Below are 16,270 nucleotides of genomic sequence, written 5' to 3'. Positions count from 1 at the left end.
CGGCGGCCGGAGGTGAAATGCCCTGAGCGAGCGCCCGGCTGCTTTTCGAATCGTTGACAGAAGTGACCGAAAAATATGGTGTGCCGGGCACCAAAAACGTCTAGACCCGCGCGCAAACGGGCAGGATCATGACAGAAGAGCACGACAGCAGCGAAGACGACCTGATCGCCGAGCCTGAAGAGGCACAGGCGACAGCAGGCGGCTATTTGCGTGCCGCGCGCGAGCAAAAAGGGTTTGAGCTCGATCATATTGCCGCCGAAACCCGCATTCCCGTCCGGCATTTGCAGGCCATCGAGGATGGTGCTTTCGACGAACTGCCTTCCCGTGCTTACGCCATCGGTTTTGCGCGAACCTATGCGCGCGCAGTCGGCCTTGATGATGGCGATGTCACTGACCTCGTCCGAGAGGAACTGGCTGAAGGCCACGCCCGGCAATCCGCACTCGCCGGCGGTATGGAACCGGGCGATCCGGCCAAGCTTCCATCGGCGGGTCTCGCATGGTTCGGCGCTGCCGCCGCGATCATTCTCGCCATAGGTGTATTCTCTTTCTACCAGACATATTTCGGAGCAGGCACCACACCGGCCCCGCTAGTTGCCGAGACGGAGGAGGATGAAGCGGCTGAACAGCTCGCCGCGTCCGAAGACGGCGAAGGTACGGACGGAGCCGGGCCCGGTATCGACCCTCAAGGTAAGGTCGTCTTTACTGCGCTTGAGGACGGGGTCTGGGTCCGCTTTTACGAGGATAATGGCGAGCGTTTCTTCGAGGCCCAGATGGCAAGCGGCGATACTTTCGAAGTGCCGGCGGACTCCGAGGCTCCCCTTATAAACACGGGGCGGCCAGACGCCTTTGCGATCACAATTGACGGGCAGGAAGTGCCAAAGCTCGCGGATGAGCCAATCACGCTCGGCGACACGCCGATATCTGCCGCCGCTCTGCTCGCAAGGGCCGAAACCGGACCCGCGGCTCCGCCGCAGCTAAACTGAAGCGGACAACGGCTTAGCAGCCTTTCCCACTGTTTTGGCGACCACTGCGCTCGACTTGGCAGAGCGTAGGCGGCACAGATTCGGCTGACATTGATGCTCGGTCCGGCACACACGCCATTTCGGGAAAGAGCGGCTGATGCGAGCATTCAGCAGCGTGCAACGCCACCTCGGAAACAGCCGCGCGCACACATTAAGAGAAGGAGCAGGCAGGCTCATGAAAATCGCTCTTCGATCGAAAATTTCAGGCACCGTCATGCGCGCTGGGGCGGCATTCGCCATCGCCGCGACGGTGGCGACATCGCCCGTGCCTACGATGGCGCAAGACGGCGTCTCGGAATCGCGCGTCCGCAAGATCGAAGCGGAGATCCGCGCGCTGCAACGCCAGGTCTTTCCGGGCGGCGATGAGCGCTATTTTGAACCGCAGATCACCTCGGAGCAGGGCACCGGTAACCAGTCCTCACCGAACGCACCATCGACCACTGCCGTAACCGACATCCTTGCGCGGCTTGATGCGATGGAAAGCCAGTTGCAGCGTCTCACCGCGCTCAGTGAGGAGAACACCAACTCGATAACGCAAATGGAAAGCCGCCTGGCGCTTCTTGAGGCGGCTCCTGCCGCAGGCGCAAGCGTCGCGAGCACCGTCGATACAGATGACCTGCCTTCGACCGAAACCAATCTCGACGCGATGACGGGCGGCGCATCGTCCGCTGAGCCCGCTGAACCTGATCAAAGCGCCGCTGACCCCCAGACCGGCCCGAGCGCAGAGCGGCTCGCAGCTGTTCAGCAGATCGCAAAGCCGCAGACCGGCGATGCCGCGGACGATGAATATTCCTACGGCTTCCGCCTTTGGAACGCGGGCTTCTACCCTGAGGCCCGCCAACAGCTGTCGAGTTTTGTGGAGCAATATCCGGACCACTGGCGCGTTACCTGGGGGCGCAATCTGTTGGGCCGCGCATTCCTGGATGACGGCATGGCGGAAGAGGCCGCGCGGTGGTTCCTGCGCAACTACCAGGCGGACCGAACTGCACCGCGCGCGCCGGACAGCCTGCTCTATCTCGCCGAGGCGATGATCGCGATGGAAGACACCCGCCGCGCGTGCATCGCGCTTGCCGAATTCGGCGATACCTACCCTGCTGTGGCCAGCGGGCGTCTGCTCGATCAGTACGAGGCCAATCGCCGTAGGATCAATTGCGAAGCCTGACCATGCAGGCTCAAGGGGGCGCTGATTGATACCGAGCTTGACCCGAAGCTGATCGCGCGGTTCCGCGCCACGCTGGAGCGTTTCGGATTTGCCGATGCGCGGCTGGGCGTCGCAGTTTCCGGTGGGCCCGATAGCCTGGCGTTGCTTCTACTGGCGCATGCGGCAAGCGGCGGCGGAAAAGTTGCAGCCGCGACCGTCGATCACGGCCTTCGCCAAGAGAGCGCCAGCGAGGCGGACTTCGTTTCCGATATCTGCGCAAAGCTGGGTGTCGAGCATACAGTGCTGAACGTCGAGGTCTCCGAAGGAAACCTTCAGTCGAACGCGCGCGCGGCGAGATACCTCGCGCTTGGTCAGTGGCATGACGAGGCGCGGGTCAGCGCAGTCATGACCGCACACCATGCCGATGATCAGGCCGAAACTCTCCTCATGCGCCTCAATCGCGGCAGCGGAGTACCCGGCCTCGCGGGCATTCGATCAACCACCGAGATTCCCGGCTGGGGCGGGAGCCTGTTCCGCCCGCTGCTGCGCTGGAGCAAGGCCGAGCTGGAAAGTGTCGTAGCGCAGGCGGGTATCGAACCGGTGCGCGATCCATCGAACGCCGATGAGCAATTCGACCGGGCAAGAATGCGGCGGTTTCTCGCAGAGCAGGACTGGATCGACAGCCAGGCGCTTGCCGCCAGCGCCGAGCATCTCGAGGATGCCTGGCGCGCTATCGAGTGGTTTGCCGCGGAAGACTGGGAAACACACGTCGTCCCCGATTCCGATGAGCAGGGGCGCGGCTTTCGCTACTACGCCAACGTCCCGCGCGCGATATCCATCGAAACGATCTGCCGGATCATCGCCGAGCTTGGCGGAGCGACAACGCGCAGCGAGGCCGGGATGGCTTTCGATCGGCTATGGAACGGCGAGAATGCATCGCTCGCCGGGGTGCTCGCAATCCCGGGCACCGAAAAGATCGAGCCAACGGGCGTGACCATGCGCGTCTGGCGTTTCAGCCCGGAGCCCCCTCGCAGCGCAGGTTAGACGGGTCCGGGCGTTTATCCATGAGCGCCAAACTGGTTGGCGATGCTCACCGACAGGCGCAGCATCAGGGCATAGGCGCGTTCGATCGGATCGATAAAGTCCCTGCCGATTTGCGCGTACCCTTCGCTGGAGGCGTCCGGGTAATCGGCAGGCGCATCCATCGCGAAATCGCCGGGCTCCGGAAAGTGCGTCGGGAAGGCCCGGCGCATCTGCGCAAGCGCCTCGTCGATCCGCAACGAGAACACCATTTCGAGCACATCTTCGCGGCTCACGTCGTTTGCGCGGCTGAAAACCGGGACCGAGACCGCTTTCAGGAAAATGTGCTGCATCAAGGCGAGCCGAACGGACTGTGCCGCCCCGATCATTCGCCGCGTATTCTCGCGTTCGCTGTCGCGGCTTTCGGCGGGCAGCAGGTCCAGCAGCCGGTGGAATTTAAGTGCATCGACCCGCAGCCGCGATGCGAGCCTCCGATAAACGCCTGTGCGATCATCCTTCGTCAGGAACTCGGCCAATGTCTCGCACGCCGCCGAAAGATGCGGCTCGGTCCCGCGATAGGGGCGGCTCGCCCAATAGGCCGAGTTGAAAAGCTCGCCGTGCGCGGCGACAGTTTTGATACTGGCCAGCGCGTTCGAAGCACGCGCCAGGCCCATCAATTGCCGCCCGCGCCGGCTCGATTCGATGAGGCTGGCGAGATCTTCGTAATTGCCGTCCGCAGCGCTGCCGATGCCGGAAATCACGTTCACCGGGTAGCCTAGCTGCTGGAGAATGGAATTGTGCGGGATCGCCCGGATCTGCCGCAGGTTCATGTCGCGGTCGGCGGAGATATCGGACTGGCGGCGCGAGACCCGGCTCCCGGTTGAATTCAGCAAGCCCAGACCGAAAGCGGTCACCGCGCGTGAATATGTTGCGCTGCGCAGATGGCGCCGCTGGTCGGCGCGGATCGCGCGGTAGAAATCGAGGCTGAGGTCGGTCCGGTCGTAAAACGGATCCTTCGCCGCTTTCGGATCGTGGCGCGGCGCGCAGGCGATACGGGTGAGTGTCGCGAGCGCCAGTTCCGGCCGTGCGAAGAACAGATAGCCATCGCCGCCCTGAAAGCTGACTTCGGGCTCCAGCTCGATCTCCGAGCGAGCAAACCGATCGCGGGCCCATGCGCTCATCGGCCACGTCAGGCGTTCCTCGAACCCGCCCGGATGCGCGCCCCGTCCCATGCTTTCGCCGTGGGTGTTGAAGATCAATGCGGCGACATCCGTAAGATCGTTCTTGGCCATCGCCTGCGCGAACCGGCCCTGTAGGCGCTCGATAGCGAGGCTCGCCGGAATCTGTCCGACAAATCGGCCTGCATCGGAGAAACCTGTCTGAATGCAGGCGCGACCGCGCAGGCGGACGTAATTGCGATATTGGTCCTCCGCGCACAGCGCATCGAGGAAGCGGCCCCCATGTTCGAGAGCGCTTTCGGTTTCGAACAGCGGGGAGACATCGACCATGTCCTCAATGCCGAAAGCTCGCGCGAAATAGAGTGCGGCAAGGATTGTCGACGGCTGCTCGCATTCCGCGATCAGCATCCGGATCGGCGTATCGGCATCGATATGTTCGAGGATTTGCGCCATCGCCAGGAATTGCCGGATCGCTGTCGAGCTTTCGATGGCGAGGCTGGCGAAATTGGTGCGCATCGGTTCGATCCGGGCGAGCAGCGTGCGCAAAGCGGCCATCGCGCCTTTGCTGGCGAGGTCGAGGTTCGGCTGATCGGTCAGGCGGCTGCGAATGGCGTTGTGCAGCTGTTTCGCGTTCACGCGGAAATGGATGTGGCCCATCCCGAGGCCGTCGGCGCGCATGCACGAGGCGAGCGTTTTCAGCGCAATAGCCTGCTCGCTGTCTTCGGCCAAGCGCGCCTCGTTTTCGAGCCGCTCGATGATCGCAGCCAGCGAAGTCAGCTTGTCGGGATGATCGTAGGTCAGCCGGTTGGCGGCCTGAGACAGGGCTTCGGGTTCGGACAGATCGCCCGCAAAATCCTCGGCACTGCGGGCCGCATGGTCCGAGCCGGCGCGCAGAGTTTCGACGATCTCGTGATCGGCATCGATCTGCGCGAGGTCATCGGCGAACCGGCGCAGCCGCTCGGCCTTCTCCGACAGTCGGAAACGGATCGAGGTGTACCACTTGATATCAGTCCGCCCATCCATGTCGTATCCGACCCAGGTTGCGAACCGGAACGGCAGGGGATCGAGGTCGAGCCATTTGTCCGGCCATTTGCTGGCTGCATGCGTCAGCGTGTCACGAACGATCTGCGCCCGCGCGTCCTGCGCGTTGGCCAGGGCTTTGCTCACCTCTCCATGTTCGTAATCGAGCGTGATCTCGGGCCGCTCGGAATGCGGCGTGCACACGGAGCGCGTCACGGGAGCATCGGTGCTTGCGGCTTCAGCCACGGCGGCGGTTTGAACAGGCGTCAGCAGAAATGTCGGGTGAGCGGTGAAAACGGCATGCAGCCGGGGGCTCTCCCACGCTTTTCGGAAATCTTCGAAATCGCTCGTTGCCGATAGCGCCTCGGAAAGGGCGGAGTGGTTGGCCTCTGGCGTGACCGGAGCGACAAGCCGTTGCAGCCGCTTGGCACGCGCTTCGACGCCCGAACACTCGAGTTCCTCCACCAGCGCCTCCAGCGCATCGAGATCGGTCGATCCTGCTTCCAGCGCCCGCGACAGATCGAGCCCCAGCTGAAACACCGGGTTGAACAGCGGTGTCTCACGCGTACGTGCGTGCAGTTCCTGAAGGCGCGCGCTGAGATCGGCGGTGGATTTGAGCGGCAGGGTCATGCGCGATTTTCTCCGAGATATTCTTGAGCGAAGGCCGCTGCGGCGCCGAGCAGGCCGGGCTGTGGATGGGTGATGAGCTTGACCGGCAGCGACGCCATCAATCCCGCGAACCGTCCCTTGGCAGTAAACCGCGAGGCAAAGCCGGACGCCCGCAGCGTTTCGCGGATACGATATCCGAGTCCGCCAGCAATCACGACACCCTCCGCGCCCTGGATCAAGGCGATGTCGCCCGCAACGGAACCCAGCGCAAGGCAGAACCGGTCAACCGCTGCGGCGGCCAGGGTGTCCTCGCCATTCGTGCCCGCCGTCCAGATCTCGACGTCGCTTCTTTCCTTCACCGCGCGCCCCTCCATTGCGGCGAGCGCGGCGTAAATATCGGTGATCGCCGGGCCCGAAACGACGCGTTCATCCGATACGCGGGTGTGCCGTTTTCTGAGACGCGCGAGGATGGCATCCTCGATCGCATCCACTGGAGCGAAATCTCCGTGCCCGCCTTCGGTCGCCTGCACGCGGTAGGCACCATCCGTGCTCCGGTGGAAATAGGCCACGCCAAGGCCCGTACCGGGGCCGAGAACGCTGATCGTGCCGGAAGCGGGCAGCGTGACCTCCGGGCCGGCCAGATGCAGAAAATCATCGCCCGGCGCTCTGGCGGCGGCATGTGCGACAGCCTCGAAATCGTTGACGATCGCCGCCTGCGAGCATCCCAGCTTGCTCTCGATCATGAGCGGGCGGATGATCCAGGGATTGTTGGTGAAACGGATGAGATCGGGACTAATCGGCCCGGCGACCGCCATGGCGATACTACCGGGGAGCGTTCCGCCCATCCGTTCACGGTAGTGCTCCCAGGCTGTCTCAAAACTGGCGTGGTCATCTGTGTTGAGGGTGATCGGCTCATCGAGGGTGATCACACCGAGTGGGTCGATCGTCGCAATTGCGAAACGGGCGTGCGTGCCGCCGATATCGACCGTGACGATTTTTTCGCCGCCGCTCACCGTGTTACAGACCCGCGCCTGCAAGGATCGCCGATGCGCCCTTTTCGGCGCTGTCGGCCTGGTTTTGCAGCATGCGGTACATTTCGCGGCCGACGCCCCATTCAGGCTGAGGCTCGGGCGCGGGCGTGCGAGCGGACAGATCGGCAGCGGTCGACAGCGTTCCCGTTTCTGCGCACACCCTTACCACGTCTCCATCCTGCAGGAGTGACAGCGGTCCCCCGCCCAGCGCCTCGGGCGTGCAATGGATCGCGCTGGGAACCTTCCCGCTGGCCCCGGACATGCGTCCATCGGTGACGAGCGCGACCTTGTGCCCGCGATCTTGCAGGACGGCGAGTGAAGGGGTGAGCGAATGCAGTTCGGGCATGCCGTTGGCGCGCGGCCCCTGGAACCGCACGACGACCACGACATCTTTGTCGAGCTCGCCTGCCTTGAAAGCCGCGACCACATCCTTCTGGTTCTCGAAAACCCGGCACGGTGCCTCGATTGTCCAGCGCTCCTTCGCCACCGCGGACGATTTGAAGCAGGCCCGCCCAAGGTTGCCGGTGACGAGCCGCATGCCGCCATCGGGTTGGAACGGATCGGAAGCGGAGCGCAGCATTGTGTCGTCGCGGGTTTCGGTCACCGGGGCCCATGCGAGTGCCTCTTCATCACCGATCACCGGCTCGGCCGTGTAAGCATCCATCCCGCCGTCCCAGACGGTCAGAAGGTCGCCATGCGCCAGTCCCTCTTCGAGCAGGGTCCGGGTGATGTACGACATGCCGCCTGCCGAGTGAAAGTGGTTCACATCGCCCGACCCGTTTGGATAGACCCGCGCGAGGAGCGGGACGACGCTCGAAAGCTCGGCCATGTCGTTCCAGTCGATGATCACGCCAGCTGCGCGGCCCATCGCCGGGATGTGGATCGCGTGATTGGTCGACCCGCCGGTTGCGAGCAGGCCGATGACCGCATTCACAATCGCCTTTTCGTCGACGACCTGCGCCAGGGTGCGCGTCGTCGTGCCTGCGAGTTCAGCGAGGCGGTGCATGGCGGCGCGATCGAGTGCCTGCCGCAGCTTTGTACCGGGCGTGACGAAGGCGCTGCCGGGCACGTGCAGCCCCATCATTTCCATCATCATCTGATTGGAATTGGCCGTGCCGTAGAACGTGCAGGTTCCGGGTGAATGATACGAACCGAGCTCGCTTTCGAGCAGCTCGTCGCGCCCGATCTCGCCCGCGGCGTATTTCTGGCGGGTTTCCTGCTTCTGCTTGTTCGAAATGCCGCTGGGCATCGGTCCGCTGGGCACGAATATCGCGGGCAAGTGGCCGAAGCGCAGCGCACCCATTAGCAGGCCCGGCACGATCTTGTCGCAAATGCCGAGGCAGGCGATGCCGTCATACATCTGGTGCGAGAGCGCAACCCCGGTCGACAGGGCAATGATATCGCGGCTGAAGAGCGACAGCTCCATCCCGTCTTCCCCCTGTGTTACGCCGTCACACATGGCCGGGGTTCCGCCCGCGACTTGTGCCGTGGCGCCGACTTCACGGGCGTAGATCTTCATCCGGTCCGGATAACGGCCATAGGGTTGATGCGCGGAAAGCATGTCATTGTAGGCGGTGACGATGCCGATATTCGGCCCGCGCCGGTTCTTCATCGCGTCCTGATCCTCAAGCGCACCGGCAAAAGCATGGGCAAGGTTGGAGCAGGCGATATCCTTGTGTTCGGGTTTGCGATCTGCTTCGCGCTGCATCAGCTCAAGATAGGATGAACGGGGGCCGCGCGAATTCTCGATTACCCGCTCGGTCACGCGGTGAATGGTATCGTTGAGCTTATTCATGCCAGCTAACTCCGTCCCGCTCGGCAAGGGCGATGGCCGCGCTCGGCCCCCAGCTTCCGGCGCCATAGGTTTTTGGCTTGATGTCGGCGGCTTCCCAGACCTCGCGAATGGCATCGACCCAGTGCCACTGCGCCTCGACCTCGTCGCGGCGGACGAACAGGGTCTGGTCGGCGTTGATCAGATCGAGCAGCAGGCGTTCGTAGGCGATGCGGCGATGCTGACCGACAAAGGCATCGGGCATGGTGATTTCCAGCGGAACTTCGCGCAGCCGCACGCCATCGACGCCCAATCCCGGAACTTTCGCCATAAGCGACAGCGTGATGTTCTCCTCCGGCTGAATGCCGATGACGAGGCTGTTGGGCTGCATGGTCGCGCCCATCTGTTCGAAGATCGAATGCGGCACGCAGCGGAAGCGCACGACGATTTCGGTCACGCGTTCCGGAAGCCGTTTGCCAGTGCGCAGGTAAAAGGGGACGCCTTTCCAGCGCCAATTGTCGACATGCGCCTTGATCGCGGCGAAGGTTTCTGTGTCGCTTTCCTTGCCCAGTTCATCGTCATAGCCGGGCACCGCTTCGCCCTTGATCGCGCCTGCACGGTACTGGCCGGTAACCGTCTCGTTCGCCTCGACCCGGCGCAGCGCGCGCAGGACCTTCACCTTTTCGTCGCGCACCGCGGTGGCATCGAAGCTGGTCGGCGGCTCCATCGCAACAAGAGCGAGCAATTGCAGCATGTGGTTCTGCACCATGTCGCGCAGTGCCCCGGCATCGTCGTAGAACGCGACGCGGCCCTCCAGCCCGACAGTTTCGGCGACCGTTATCTGGACGTGCTCGATATAGTTGGAATTCCAGATCGGCTCGAACAGGATATTGGCAAAGCGCAGCGCCAGCAGGTTCTGGACCGTTTCCTTGCCGAGATAGTGATCGATGCGGAAAATCCGGTCTTCGGTGAACGCATCGGCCACCGCATCGTTGATTGCGCAGCTCGATTCCAGATCGGTGCCAAGCGGCTTTTCGAGGCCGATGCGGACATGGTCGCCTGTCAGACCAGCATGTTTCAACCCGGCGATGGTGGGACCGAACAGGCTCGGCGCGGTCGACAGGAAGATGGCGAGCCCCCCATCTTCGTTGGCGTTGTCGGAAGGGCCAACCTTCTCCGCCAGGGCTTCATATCCTGTCAGAGTCGTCGCATCGAGCGCCTGATACGACAGTCGATTAAGAAATGTCGCCATGCCGCCGCGTCGCTCTGCGGGCAGAAACGTCTCCAGCGCCTCGCGCGCCATATCGCGAAACGTGTTGTCGTCCATCTCGCTCCGCGCCGTGCCGATGATCCGCAGATTCTCGGTCAGCAATCCATCGGCATCGAGAGCGCACAGGCTGGGAAGCAGCATCCGTCGTGCCAGATCGCCGGTGGCGCCAAACAAAAGCAGGCGATCTGCCGTAATCGCTGGTGCGACCATAAAGCGTATTTCCTCTGTTCGCAGGGGGCCGGGAAGGGGATTCCGCGCCTCTTTCCAGCAATATTAGCGAGATGCACGCGTAGGGGCTATAGTCCCGTGCTAGTCTTCGTGCTCGGTCACTTCGACGTTGGAGTACAGAAACTGATTGCGCCCGAATGTCGTCAGGAAGCTGACATCGGCGGCATCGCGCCCGACGCCGATTTTGGCGGTTTTGGCAGGGTCGGCCATCCCCGTCGCATCGATGATCTGCCATGCCCCTCCGTCATCGCGGCTGGGATCGGCCAGAAACACCTCCGCTACTGCATGAAAATCGGGCGGGGTGACGCCCGGCGCATAGCAGGCGACATAGCGCGCCGGGATGGTCGAAGCGCGAGCGAGCGTAATGAGAACGTGAGCGTAGTCCCGGCAGATGCCCTCTCTGGCGATCATGCTGTCGATCGCGGTGGTCGAGGGATTGCTGGCGCCGGGCGAGTAACTGAAGTGCTGCTGAAGCCACTGCGAAATCGCGTCTATCCGCTCGCCGCCGCTGCTTTCGCCAAATTCCGAAGACACGAAATTCTGGAACCGGTCCGCATGGCAATAGCGGGAGTCGAGCAGGTACTGCACCGCCTCGCCTGGCAGATCATGCGGGTCGAGCGCGGATAGCGGCGCGAGGTCGGTCGCAATACGCCGAGGCTCGACCACCGCTTCGTAGCTTACCTCGAAACGTCCTTTCGAACGGATCCAGATGCGCTCTCCGATATCATCCTGCGCGGCGACCCGTGCCAAGTGCTCGGCATCGCTCAGTTCGGTACTCGCCGAGACAATACCCTGTTCCGGCAGCGCCGCCGCTTCGAACTGCAAAAGCGCGTCGGTGGGCTGCTCGGTCTCGAAGGCGAAGCTGGTTTTGATCTGAATGGCCATCACCTAGCCAAGGGTCCGCAGGCCTAGTGGTTCCCGATTACGGGCACTGCAGCTGAATTAAGCGCAAGTTGACGTGTGATCAGGCGATCACGCCGAACAGATCATGTGCATCGGCGTCCTCGATCGCGGCATCGACGACATCGCCCGCAGCCAATGTGCCCGGCACATTGCGCAGGTATACTGCACCGTCGATTTCCGGCGCATCTGCCTGACTGCGCCCGGTGGCGCCGATATCGCCATCTTCGTCCGCCTCGCCGACTTCGTCGATTATGACCGGAATGGTCCGTCCGACTTTCGCCGCCAGTCTGGCCGCGCTGATCCGCTCGGTTACTTCCATGAGCCGGGCGTAGCGTTCTTCTTTCACCTCTTCGGGCACTGGATCTGGCAGGTCGTTGGCGGCTGCACCCTCGACGGGTTCGAACCGGAATGCTCCAACACGGTCGAGCTGCGCCTCTTCGAGCCAGTCCACCAGATATTCGAAATCGTCCTCGGTTTCACCGGGGAAGCCGACGACGAAAGAGGATCGCACCGCGATGTCCGGGCATATCTCGCGCCACGCCTTGAGGCGGTCGAGCACCTTGGCCTCGTTTGCGGGGCGGCGCATCAGCTTGAGCACCCGGGGCGAGGCGTGCTGGAACGGAATGTCTAGGTACGGGGTCAGCAGGCCTTCAGCCATTAACGGAATGACCTTGTCGACATGCGGGTAGGGGTAGACATAGTGCAGACGAACCCACGGGGCGCGGTCATCGGCGGTGCGCAATTGGCCGAGCTCACGGGCGAGATCGGTCATGTGCGCGCGGACGGGCGAACCTTTCCAGTCGCGTTCCTCATGCCGGGTATCGACACCATAGGCGGACGTATCCTGGCTTATGACGAGCAATTCCTTAGTCCCTGCGGCGACCAGCTTTTCCGCCTCGCGAAGGACCGCATCGATCCGGCGGCTGGCAAGCTTTCCGCGAAGCTGCGGGATGATGCAAAACGCGCAGGAATGATTGCAGCCTTCCGAGATTTTCAGATAGCTGTAATGGCGCGGGGTCAGCTTGATATCAGGCTGCGGGATCAAGTCGACGAAGGGGCCTTGGCTGGGCGGCGCGTGTTCGTGGACGGCCTCAACCACCTGCTCGTATTGGTGCGCCCCTGTGACTGCGAGTACCTGAGGGTGCGCGGCGCGGATCGCGTCGGCTTCTTCGCCCATGCATCCGGTCACTATAACTCTGCCGTTTTCCGCGATTGCCTCGCCAATGGCCGAAAGACTTTCTTCTTTCGCGCTGTCTAGAAAGCCGCATGTGTTTACGAGCACCACATCCGCGCCTGCATAATCGGGCGACATCGCATACCCGTCCGCGCGCAGGCGAGTGAGGATGCGCTCGGAATCGACCAGCGCCTTGGGGCAGCCGAGCGAGACCATGCCGACGCGTTTCTGATCAGGGAGAGTGGTACTGCTAACGGTCATGATGCGCGGCCCTCTACACCGCAACAGCGTTTTGCGCTAGCTTAGTCAAACGGCAGGGAGGACCAGGATGGATGATTTTGCACTATGGCCGGTGCTTGCAGGTGCCGCGGCATTCTTCGTCGTAGGCGCGCTCTGGTACGGCGTCATCTTCGGTAAGGCGTGGCAGAAGGCAGCCGGGATATCGGACGAGCAGGTCCAATCCGGAAACATGTTTCTGATTTTCGGACTGACATTTCTGTTCGAAATGCTGATCGCAATGGTGCTCTGGCACCTGCTTGCGCGCACCAATCCGGCACCGCATGTGATCATGATGATGGCGGTCGGTTTTGCAGTCGGCGTGATGATCCCGGCAATCGGGATCAACTACCTCTATCTGCGCAAGACCTTCACACATTTCCTCATCGATGCAGGCCACTTCCTCGTCGGCATGGCAGCGATGGGCGGGGTGTTCGTGCTCTTCCGCTAAGCGGCTTTAGTGCCCGTCGCCTTGGGTTGTACCGTTCTCTGTCGCAACGATTTCGACGATGACGTCGCCGGGTTGGAGGCTCTGGCATTCCTCTTCCCAATACCCGATCGCGCGCCCGTTGCGGTAGATCCGCAGGCCCCGGCCACCGCTGCTTAGCTCGGCGATCGAGCTGCCGCATTCCTCCTCCTTGACCACCCGTTCGACTAGTTGGACGCGGCCGGTGACGGAGGCGAGGTCTGAAAGGTATTCGGCGATATGCGCGCCTTTGGCCGAGCCTGCGAGCAGCAAACCGGTAAATCGGACCGGATTGATGACATTGTTCGCGCCTGCCTGACGCGCGAGCAGTTCATTGTCGTCTGCGCGCACGACCACGCTGATCGGTACTTTCGGTGCGAGGTGGCGCACCGTGAGCACGATGAGGATAGAGGTGTCGTCACGCCCCGCGGACACGAGCACAGTCTGCGCTTCCTGAATGCGGACCGCTTTCAGTGTCTCGTCGCGAGTTGCGTCGGCGGCCATGACATTGACGCCCAGCTTCTCTGCGGCTGTGAGGCGTTCTTCGCTGGGATCGACCACCACGATCTTGCGGGCATCGGTGCCGCGCTCGATCAGTTCCTCGACGCTTTGCGAGCCCGAAATGCCGTAGCCCAGCACGACCACATGACCGGAAAGTTTCTCCTGGATACGGGCCATTCGCCATTTCTCCCAGCTGCGCTTGATAATGAAATTGTAGGCGGTGCCCACGAAAATGAAAAAGACCGCGAACCGGATCGGCGTCACGATCACCGCTTCGATCAGGCGCGCGCTGTCGGTGACCGGAGCAATGTCGCCGAACCCGGTCGTCGTGATCGAGATCATCGTGAAATAGACGATGTCGAGGAAGCTGACTTCGCCATCGACGCTGTCCACCAGTCCGTCGCGATCGAACCAGTGGATCATCACAACGATAAAGATGAGGAACAGTGCAAGGCCGATGCGGATGCCGAGATCGCCCCAGACCGGGATTTTCACTGCGCGGCGCAGCGGCTTGAACTTGCTCGCAGCGACAACCTTGTCCGGCTTGGCCGTGAAGATGCGGTCGGTTTCGCGTTTTGCCATGGTGTCCCCTGCCGCGCCGCCTAATCCCGAAACCGTGCTGCCATCGCATCGAGCGATGAATGATGCGTCAGGTCGAGTTGAAGCGGCGTAACGGCAATATAGCCATCATCGATCGCTTCCAGATCGGTGCCTTGGTCGAGGGTGTGCTCGATGGCGTGCAGACCAAACCAGAAATAGCGGTGACCGCGCGGGTCCTTGCCTTCGACGATGGAGCCGCGTGAATAATCGTGAAAGCCTTGGCGGACGACCCTGATGCCTTGCACGTCATCCGGCGCTCGGGGTGGGAAGTTAATGTTGACGAGTGTTCTATCGTCGAACGGGGCATCGAGCAGCGGCTTGAGCACTTTGGGCCCCCACTCGCGCGCAGCGGCGAACAGGTCCCCATTTCCCGCGCTCTCGCGTGAATAGACCTGGCTCAGCGCGATCGCTCTGACTCCGGCGAGCGCGCCTTCGATAGCGGCGGATACCGTCCCCGAATAGGTGATGTCATCGCCCAGATTGGCTCCGCGATTGACGCCGGAGAGGATAAGATCCGGCGGACCATCCATAACCTCGCGCAGGGCCATCATCACGCTGTCGGTCGGGGTGCCGGTGACGGCAAAGCGGCGCTCGGCGAATTGCTGGAGACGGACCGGATGATTGAGCGTCAGCGAATGCCCTGCGCCCGACTGCTCCTCGGACGGGGCGCAGACCCAAATATCGTCGGAAAACTGCCGCGCGATCTCTTCCAGCACCTCGAAACCGGGGGCGTGGTAGCCATCGTCATTGGTGAGGAGAATACGCATCAGGTGGTCGGCTCCAGCTTGGTCAGCCCGCCTATATAGGGATGCAGTGCCTCGGGCACGATAACGCTGCCATCGGCCTGCTGGTAATTCTCGATCACCGCGACCAATGTCCGGCCGACGGCCAGGCCGGAGCCGTTCAAGAGATGAAAATACTCGGTTTTCTTTGATCCTTCCGGCCGGTAGCGGGCGTTCATCCGCCGCGGCTGGTAAGTCCCTCCATTCGAACACGAGCTGATTTCGCGATAGGCACCTTGCCCGGGAAGCCAGACCTCAAGGTCGTAGGTCTTCATCATGGTAGCGCCCATGTCGCCTGCGCACAGCGCCATCACGCGGTAATGCAGACCGAGCGCCTGCAGCAGTCCCTCGGCAATCGATGTGATCCGCTCATGCTCTTGCGCTGCATCTTCGGGAAGCGCAGCAACGATCATCTCGACCTTTTCGAACTGGTGCTGGCGAATGAAACCGCGCGTATCGCGCCCGGCGGCGCCCGCTTCGGATCGGAAGCAGGGCGTGAGCGCCGTCAAGCGCATTGGAAAGTCGCTTTCAGCGTAAATTTGTTCACGGAACGAATTGCCGAGCACCATTTCCGATGTGGAAATCAGCAGGCGATCGTCGGTCGTGCGGAACAGATCCTCTGCGAATTTCGGCAATTGCCCTGTGCCGTATCCCGCCTCTTCATTGATCAGGAGCGGCGGATTGCATTCGGTGAAGCCATGCTCGCGCGTGTTGGTGTCGAGCATGAATTGACCCAGCGCACGGTGCAGACGCGCCATATCGCCGCGCAAAAATGTAAAGCGCGCGCCCGAAATCTTGGCACCGGTTTCGAAATCCATTCCGAGGGCCGGCGCCATGTCGGCATGCTCCTGCGGCTCGAAGTCGAAATGCGGTTTCTCACCCCATTCGCGCAAAAACACATTGTTTTCTTCGCCCGCGCCATCCGGCACCGATGGGTCGAGAACGTTGGGTAGGGATAGCAGCGCGTATTGCAGCTTGTTTCCCAGCTCCTTCTCGCGCGCTTCGAGCTCGGGCATGTCCTGTTTTATCTGAGCGACTTCGGCCTTGAGCGCTTCCGCTTTCTCGGTATCGCCCTGACCCATGGCCTGCCCGATTGCTTTCGAGGCTTCGTTGCGGCGGGCCTGCACCTCTTGCAGCTCGGTTGCCACCGCGCGGCGTTCCTCGTCCAGCGCGAGGATGCCCTTGGCCACCGGGTCGATGCCTCGGCGTGCAAGCGCTGCATCGAAAGCTTCGGGATCGTCCCTGATCAGGCGGATATCATGCATGGGGAGCGCCTAT

General features: G+C 62.3%; 13 protein-coding genes. 4 read left to right on the top strand and 9 right to left on the bottom strand.

The genetic code is table 11. The annotated features are described in order from the left end of the window. Positions 1 to 128 precede the first annotated feature (128 nt). The 3 genes from IB285_RS10840 (at position 129) to tilS (ending at position 3,207) form a co-directional block, all read left to right on the top strand. Positions 129 to 983, top strand: a complete 855-nt coding sequence (locus tag IB285_RS10840; protein ID WP_190788191.1) for a helix-turn-helix domain-containing protein — start codon at positions 129 to 131, stop codon at positions 981 to 983. A gap of 214 nt (positions 984 to 1,197) precedes the next feature. Continuing rightward, a complete protein-coding gene (locus IB285_RS10835; RefSeq protein ID WP_234033125.1) occupies positions 1,198 to 2,184 on the top strand; it encodes a tetratricopeptide repeat protein in 987 nt (328 codons plus the stop codon). Positions 2,185 to 2,205: 21 nt separating this feature from the next. Beyond that, positions 2,206 to 3,207: a tRNA lysidine(34) synthetase TilS gene (gene tilS, locus IB285_RS10830; RefSeq protein WP_328705910.1), complete on the top strand. Its 1,002-nt coding sequence runs from the start codon at positions 2,206 to 2,208 to the stop codon at positions 3,205 to 3,207. Positions 3,208 to 3,221: 14 nt separating this feature from the next. On the opposite strand, the gene IB285_RS10825 is transcribed toward tilS, so the two are convergent. The 6 genes from IB285_RS10825 to rimO all read right to left on the bottom strand — a co-directional run bounded on the left by IB285_RS10825 (position 3,222) and on the right by rimO (position 12,628). After that, positions 3,222 to 6,011: a phosphoenolpyruvate carboxylase gene (locus tag IB285_RS10825; protein WP_190788190.1), complete on the bottom strand. Its 2,790-nt coding sequence runs from the start codon at positions 6,009 to 6,011 to the stop codon at positions 3,222 to 3,224. Then, positions 6,008 to 7,003 (bottom strand): glucokinase, encoded by a 996-nt coding sequence (locus tag IB285_RS10820; RefSeq protein WP_190788189.1) that lies wholly within the window; start codon positions 7,001 to 7,003, stop codon positions 6,008 to 6,010. The genes IB285_RS10825 and IB285_RS10820 overlap by 4 nt, the downstream gene beginning before the upstream one ends. Before the next feature lie 4 nt (positions 7,004 to 7,007). Beyond that, positions 7,008 to 8,816 (bottom strand): phosphogluconate dehydratase, encoded by a 1,809-nt coding sequence (edd, locus tag IB285_RS10815; protein WP_190788188.1) that lies wholly within the window; start codon positions 8,814 to 8,816, stop codon positions 7,008 to 7,010. Next, complete coding sequence (gene zwf / locus IB285_RS10810) at positions 8,809 to 10,272, bottom strand: glucose-6-phosphate dehydrogenase (RefSeq protein WP_190788187.1); 1,464 nt, start codon at positions 10,270 to 10,272, stop codon at positions 8,809 to 8,811. Before zwf ends, edd begins: the two co-directional genes overlap by 8 nt. Before the next feature lie 99 nt (positions 10,273 to 10,371). Continuing rightward, positions 10,372 to 11,175, bottom strand: coding sequence for a transglutaminase-like domain-containing protein (locus IB285_RS10805; RefSeq protein WP_190788186.1), 804 nt, complete (start codon positions 11,173 to 11,175; stop codon positions 10,372 to 10,374). Positions 11,176 to 11,254: 79 nt separating this feature from the next. Continuing rightward, the gene (gene rimO, locus IB285_RS10800; protein ID WP_190788185.1) at positions 11,255 to 12,628 is read right to left on the bottom strand and encodes a 30S ribosomal protein S12 methylthiotransferase RimO; all 1,374 of its coding nucleotides are present in this window, start codon (positions 12,626 to 12,628) and stop codon (positions 11,255 to 11,257) included. A 67-nt stretch (positions 12,629 to 12,695) separates the two neighbouring features. Here rimO and IB285_RS10795 point away from each other — a divergent pair, with 67 nt between their 5' ends. Next, positions 12,696 to 13,094: a DUF1761 domain-containing protein gene (locus IB285_RS10795; RefSeq protein ID WP_190788184.1), complete on the top strand. Its 399-nt coding sequence runs from the start codon at positions 12,696 to 12,698 to the stop codon at positions 13,092 to 13,094. A gap of 6 nt (positions 13,095 to 13,100) precedes the next feature. Here IB285_RS10795 and IB285_RS10790 read toward each other — a convergent pair whose 3' ends face one another. From IB285_RS10790 to serS, 3 genes are read right to left on the bottom strand one after another with little or no spacing between them, the layout of a single operon-like run. Further along, the gene (locus IB285_RS10790; protein ID WP_190788183.1) at positions 13,101 to 14,192 is read right to left on the bottom strand and encodes a potassium channel family protein; all 1,092 of its coding nucleotides are present in this window, start codon (positions 14,190 to 14,192) and stop codon (positions 13,101 to 13,103) included. Positions 14,193 to 14,212: 20 nt separating this feature from the next. Beyond that, positions 14,213 to 14,977 carry a 5'/3'-nucleotidase SurE gene (gene surE, locus IB285_RS10785; protein WP_190788182.1) on the bottom strand — a complete coding sequence of 255 codons (765 nt, stop codon included), beginning with the start codon at positions 14,975 to 14,977 and terminating at the stop codon, positions 14,213 to 14,215. After that, positions 14,977 to 16,257, bottom strand: coding sequence for a serine--tRNA ligase (gene serS, locus IB285_RS10780; protein ID WP_190788181.1), 1,281 nt, complete (start codon positions 16,255 to 16,257; stop codon positions 14,977 to 14,979). The genes surE and serS overlap by 1 nt, the downstream gene beginning before the upstream one ends. Positions 16,258 to 16,270 lie beyond the last annotated feature (13 nt).

Origin of the sequence: Erythrobacter rubeus (assembly GCF_014705715.1) — a bacterium.
In the GTDB taxonomy this organism is placed as follows: domain Bacteria; phylum Pseudomonadota; class Alphaproteobacteria; order Sphingomonadales; family Sphingomonadaceae; genus Erythrobacter; species Erythrobacter rubeus.
Note: the sequence above shows the minus strand (reverse complement) of the source record. Positions and strands in the feature narration are given on the sequence as shown.